The following is a 6,184-nucleotide window of genomic DNA, read 5'->3' as shown; positions in this document are numbered from 1 at the left end:
GGTAACGGGTCGCGGGGGTGCGTGTTTAGGGGTGAACAACCGGGTTGCGGGACACGAGACCCGGGTCCCGAGACCCGTGACTCTGCAGTTCACCCCCAAACCCGCACCCCCGCGACCCGCAACTACCGGCAGCTCAGCGCCCCAGCACCTGCCACGCCGTCCACACCACCGCGGCCGCCGCGACGAGCGCCAGTACGGCATACACCGGCTGCACGGCGCGCTTGCGTTCCTGAATGAGCTCGGGGTTCGTGCCACCTACCAGGCCACCGGGAATGGCAATGGGCTGCGGTGCAGGCGTCATCGGCGGCGAATCAGTGGCCGTGAGCGCGGGGATCGGTGTGCCGTACTTCGGTGTCGGGTCGCTGCGAATGGCGGGCGCCGCATTTACCGGCGTGATGGCCATTTCGCGCGTGTGATCATTGAGCGTGCCGGCCAGGGAAAACGCGTTGTAACCGAAACGATCACTCGGGCCTACATCGGTCAGGCCGTCGCCATCGAAGCGGGCCACGATCACCGTGATGTTGTCCGGGCCACCACGCTGGTTCGCACGATCGATCAGTGTCTTGCAGATCACCCGCAGATCGGGCTCGTCGTGCACCGCCGCCGCGATCTCTTCAGCCCGCACCAGTCCTGACAGGCCATCGCTGCACAACACCAGCACATCGCCGCGACGGAGCTGCTGGTACGTGACGTCCACCGTCACCTGCGCTTCCGGTCCCAACGCCTGCAGGATGATGTTGCGCCGGTCGCTCACTTCCGCTTCTTCGGGCGTCAGTTCACCGGCTTCCACCAGACGCTGCATGAGCGACTGGTCCTTGGTGAGCTGCTTCGCCTGCGCATCACGCACGAGATACGCGCGGCTGTCGCCCACCTGCACCATGTAGACATGGTCGCCGAGCAGGCCGGCCACCGTGGCTGTGGTGCCCATGCCGCGATGCTCGGGGTTTTCGCGCGCATGCTGGTGAATGCGGCTGTTGGCCCCTACCGTGGCGTCGCGCAGCGATTCGGTGAAGTGCTCAACGGAGGGCGACGCCGGGGTCCAGATGGCCCGCAGTGTGTCCAGCACCACCGAACCGGCCATGCTGCTGGCCAACTCACCCGACGCGGCTCCACCCATGCCATCGGCGACGAGGAACAGCAGCCCATGCGGGTCCGTCGTGATCTCGTGATACCCGATCGAAAAATCGAGCGGCGCGCCGGCCTCGAGGTCGGCTACGAGAAAGGTGTCCTCGTTGTGATCCCGCGCGCGTCCCACATCGGAGAGCGCAAAAACACGCGCAATCACGCGACCATGGTCGGGCGATGACAGGGAGTCGGAATTCGAGGCGGGAACGGTCACAGCGTCATGGATCGGGCCGGCACGAGCGACGGGGAATGAATTCCCCTACGGACGGGAACGCCGGAGGTTGCACCGGTGTCGCCTCCGGCGGAAGGGTTCAACAGGGTTTCACGAGGAGGACGTTCGGAACGTGGCCCGCGTTTCGACATCGGCACAGATTCGAGGGATGCGGATTTACGCACCTTTCCGATTGCCCCTGGCGCTCTCCCTGGCCGGCCTGTTGCTGGCCGCCTGTGGCGCACCACCGACGCCCGTTGCGGCACCTCCGGCACCGGCCGTGGCCGCGCGCGCGATGAGCCCGGTGACCAGTGGCCTGCCCGCTGTGCCAGCGGTCCGCGGCGCACGGGTGGCCATCAATGTCCGCTACCCCAGCGAAAACCAGGTCATTGCCAGTCGCGACTCCAACTTCCTGCTCGGCAGTGTGGGGTCGGGTGACGCATCGCTGACGGTGAATGGACAGCCAGTGACCGTCGCACCCAATGGGGCTTTCCTGGCCTGGCTGCCCATGCCCGCTGCGACCGCCGCACGCTACGACCTCGTGGCCGTGCGTGGCACCGACACCGTGCGGCACACTCTGCGCATCCGCATGCCCTCGCGTACCGCGCTGCCGGCAAGTGGACGCTTGCGTGTGGATACGGCCTCACTGAGTCCCGCCCGCGGCTGGTGGATGCGGGCCGATGACATGGTGCGCGTGAGTATCCGCGCCCCGCGCAATGCGCGGGTGACCGTGATGGGCCGCGACAGCGTGGTGCGTCCGCTGCTCGTGGGCACCGGTGCCGCCACGGCCGTACCACTCATCGCCGCGCTGCCCGATACGGGTGATGCATCCACCATCTTTGCCACCGACATCGCCGCGGCATTGGTCGGTGACAGCGCGCACCCCGCACGCCTCTCCGTCTCGCGCGGAACGGGACGCGAGCGCGACAGTGTGGTGCTTGCCGTGCCATTCGTGCGCGTGCTGCCAGTTGCCTCGCGCCTGCTCGCGCAGCTGCGCAACACCAGCACTATCGGCAGTGACACCGATCGGGTGGTGAACGCGCGCACCATCGTGGGTGGCACCTACAAGTGGTTGCTGCTGCCCGGTACGGTGCTCGAAGTGACCGGCCGTCAGCAGGGGTTCACGCGACTGCGCCTCGATGGCGCGCTCGACGTGTGGGCCGAGAATGGCGATCTCGCGTTGCTGCCCGAAGGTGCGGCGTTGCCACGTCGCGTGACGGGTGGGCTGCGTGTCACGCCGTCGGCTGAATGGGTGGACCTGGCCATTGGCACCGGAGATCGGCCGGCGCATCTGGTGGAAGCCGAGGGGCACACCATCACGCTCACGCTGTATGGCGTGCAGGCCAATCCCGAGATCTCGCCCATCTTCGGCAACGACACACTCATTCGTCGCATCGCGTGGGATCAGGTGAGCAACGATCGGGTGCGCATCACGCTCACCCTGTCGCAGCCGGCGTATGGATGGCTCGCCCTGTGGGACGATGCCCGCCGCGCCTTTGTGCTCCGCGTGCGCCGTGTGCCAACGATCGAACGCGACAATCCGCTCAAGGGCATCACCATCGCCGTGGACCCCGGGCATCCCCCCGTGGGTGCCACGGGTCCCACGGGTCTGTATGAAGGGGATGCCGTGTTTCCCGTGGGCATGAAGCTCGTGGAGATGCTCAAGGCGCGTGGCGCCAATGCGTTCAGCACGCGCAACAGTCTGGCCGCGGTAGGGCTCACCGATCGTGGTGTGATTGCTCGGCGGGCCAACGCGCATCTGTTCATTTCCATTCATCTCAACGCACTCCCCGACGGCGTGAATCCGTTTCTGGCCAACGGCACCAGCACCCTGTTCTTCAACAACACCAGTGAGCCGCTCGCCCGTTTCACACAGGAAGAACTGATGCGCCGCTTTGGGCTGCGTGATCTGGGCGTGCATTACCAGAACCTCGCTGTGGCGCGGCCGAGTTGGTATCCGAGTGCGTTGGCGGAAGGGTTGTTTCTGATGCTGCCCGAGCAGGAAGCGGCCATGCGCGATGAAGGCTTCCAGCGCAAGTATGCCGAAGGGTTGCTGGCGGGCGTGGAGCGTTATCTCAAGTGGTTGGGCGAGGGCGGTCGATGAAGTGGCCGAAGACGTGGCCATACGTGCGCCGCGTGACGTGGCTGTGCATGTGGGTGTGGCTGCTGTTGATGACGATGAACCGACGCGCCGCCGCGCAGAGCGACCCACGTGGTCCCGTGCGCACCATCGTCACGCCACACCTGCGGGTGCACTACCAGACGGCGCTCGATTCGCTGGCCCGTCAGGCGGCGGTGATCGCGGAGCGGGCATACGCGCAGCTGGCGAAGGAGCTGGCGCCACCGTCGGGGACCATCGACCTGTTGCTCACCGACAACGTCGATGAAAGCAATGGACTCGCGCAGGTGTTCCCGTCCAATCGGGTGACCATTTACGCCGTGCCCCCGGTGGGCATGCGCGAGCTGCGTTTTCACGATGAGTGGCTGACGCTGGTCATCACGCACGAACTGGCGCACATCTTTCACATCGATCGGGCGCGCGGCCTGTGGCGTGTGGGACGCTGGGTGTTCGGGCGTAACCCCATGCTATTTCCCAATGCCTTCCTGCCCAGTTGGGTGAAAGAAGGGTTGGCCGTGCACTACGAAAGTGCGCTCACCGGCAGTGGCCGTCTCGAGGCCACCGAGTTTCCCGGGTATGTGCGCGCCGCAGTGCTGGATAGCGCGTGGCTACCACCGCACCGGTGGAGTCTGGCCACCACCCGCTTCCCGCGTGGACAGGGTGCGTATGCCTATGGCAGCGTGCTGCTGCGGCATGGGGCCGAACAGCCCACCGGCAGCATGCGTGCGTTCGTCGACGCCACGTCGTCGTATCCCATTCCGTATCTGCTCTCGCGCGCGTCGCGCATCGGGTTTGGCAAGTCGTTCGACGAGATGTACCGCGACATCGGCGACTCCGTCGCCCGATCGGCGCCGTCACGGGCCGGCGATTCGGCATGGACGCGCATCAGCACCGACGGGTGGTACGTCGCAGCGCCACGCTGGCTCACCGCGGACTCGCTGGTGTGGAGCGCCAACAACGGCCGTGAAGTCACGGGCATGTACACCGCGCCCGCCCGCAGCGGCGCGGAGCCCGATCGTGTGGCCTGGCGCAATTCGCTCGATGTGAACGTGGTGAATGTGGCGCAGGGCGGGGACGTGATCTTCGCGCAGCGCGACCGGCGCGATCCGTACATCACGCGCAGCGATTTGTATCGCCGTGATCGGGTCACGGGTGATGAAACCCGCATCACGCATGGCGCGCGTCTCACCATGCCCGATGTGCGCCGCGATGGCGCGGTGGTAGCTGTGCAACTGGGCGCCGATATCAGTCAGGTGGTGCGTGTGTCGCGCGATGGCCGCGTGACGGCACTCACCACGCCACACGACGGCGAGCGCTGGGCCGAACCCCGCTGGTCGCCTGATGGCGCATTCATTGCCGCCGTGCAGTTGCTGGCCACCGGCGAGCAGCGTGTGGTGGTGCTCGATTCCACCGGTGCGTTGCGGGTGGCCGTAACCGGCGCGCGTGGTGTGTTCGAAAGTCCGTCGTTCACCCCCGATGGGCGCCGCCTGGTGTGGAGTAGTGATCGCAGCGGCCGCATGCAGATCGAAACGGCCCCGTTGCGCACCGATGTGATCGACACGCTGCAATGGCGCGAAGAACGCGCGCACATCACACAGGCCAGCCAGGTGAGCACGGGCGTGTATGAACCCAGTGTGTCACCCGATGGCCGTCAGGTGGCGGCGCTGCTGTTCGGGTCCAATGGCAACTACGTGGTCACCGCGCCGCTCGACACCGCGGGCCCGATGGCGCGTGGGCAGTGGTATGCGCGCACCAATCCCGTGGCGCGTCCTGCGGTGCGCGATTCGGCGCAGTTGGTGTCGGCGCCGTCTTCGCCCTATCGCGCGTGGCGACAATTGCTGCCACGCTACTGGCTGCCGCAGGTGGGTGAAGGCCGCGATGGACGCATGACACTCGGCGCGAGCACCAGCAGCGTGGACATCCTGGGCCGTCATGCATGGAGCGCATCCGCGCTGATGCAGCCGGAGTATCGTGAAACCGACGGGCATCTCTCGTACCGCTTCGCAGGGCTCGGCGTGCCGTTGTTCGAGGCCAGTGTGTCGCAGGAGTGGGATGGCTCCTATCGCAACGTGTCGTCCACCGGGGCCACGCTGGGATTTGTCTCGCGTCGTCGTCGCTTTGCATCGGTGGCCAGCACGTGGACGGTGCCGCGCGTGCGTCGCACCATGAACACCACACTCGGTGTGCGCTACGAGATGCGGCAGTTTTTTGCCGATGTCGATTCGGCGCTGGGGCCGGCCAATTCTGCGTTGCGTGTGGGCACGCGCTATCCGTCGATCTTCGTGAATGGCAGCTTCGCGACGGCCCGTCAGGCGGGACGGGCGGTGTCGCTCGAAGAAGGTTTTGCCGTTGCCCACAACACCACGTACCGGTGGCGTGAGGATGCGCCGGGCGCAACCGGCTCGTGGCGTACCGTGCTCAATGCGCGCGGTTATATCCCGCTGCCCCTGCCGGGTTATTCACGGCATGCACTCGCTTTGCGCACCACGGCGGGCATTGCCGACACCAAGAGCGGGTCCGACTTCAGCGTGGGCGGTGTGAGCGGCGTGAGCGCGGAGCTGATGCCGGGCGTGATGTTCGGCGATCCGTCGCGCTCCTTCCCGGTGCGTGGTGTGGCGCCCGGTGTGCAGCGTGGCATTCGTGCGTTGGGGGGCACGGTGGAGTATCGTGCGCCGCTCGTGATGTTCAGTCGGCTGCCGAGTCCGTTCACGCTGTATACCGATCGCGCG

General features: G+C 66.5%; 3 protein-coding genes. 2 read left to right on the top strand and 1 reads right to left on the bottom strand.

Translation table 11 applies throughout. The annotated features are described in order from the left end of the window. Positions 1-133: 133 nt before the first annotated feature. Positions 134-1,339, bottom strand: coding sequence for a PP2C family serine/threonine-protein phosphatase (locus VGE27_RS10080; RefSeq protein WP_331049523.1), 1,206 nt, complete (start codon positions 1,337-1,339; stop codon positions 134-136). A gap of 166 nt (positions 1,340-1,505) precedes the next feature. Here VGE27_RS10080 and VGE27_RS10075 point away from each other — a divergent pair, with 166 nt between their 5' ends. Together VGE27_RS10075 and VGE27_RS10070 are read left to right on the top strand one after the other, a co-directional pair. Further along, entirely contained in the window at positions 1,506-3,440 is a 1,935-nt protein-coding gene (locus VGE27_RS10075) for an N-acetylmuramoyl-L-alanine amidase (protein WP_331049522.1), read from the top strand. Further along, a partial coding sequence (locus VGE27_RS10070; protein ID WP_331049521.1) for a hypothetical protein occupies positions 3,437-6,184 on the top strand: 2,748 nt, incomplete at its 3' end. The genes VGE27_RS10075 and VGE27_RS10070, both read left to right, overlap by 4 nt.

It is taken from the genome of Gemmatimonas sp. (assembly GCF_036405635.1).
In the GTDB taxonomy this organism is placed as follows: Bacteria; Gemmatimonadota; Gemmatimonadetes; order Gemmatimonadales; family Gemmatimonadaceae; genus Gemmatimonas.
The sequence above is the reverse complement of the archived record's forward strand: the minus strand, read 5'-3'. Positions and strand labels throughout refer to the sequence as shown.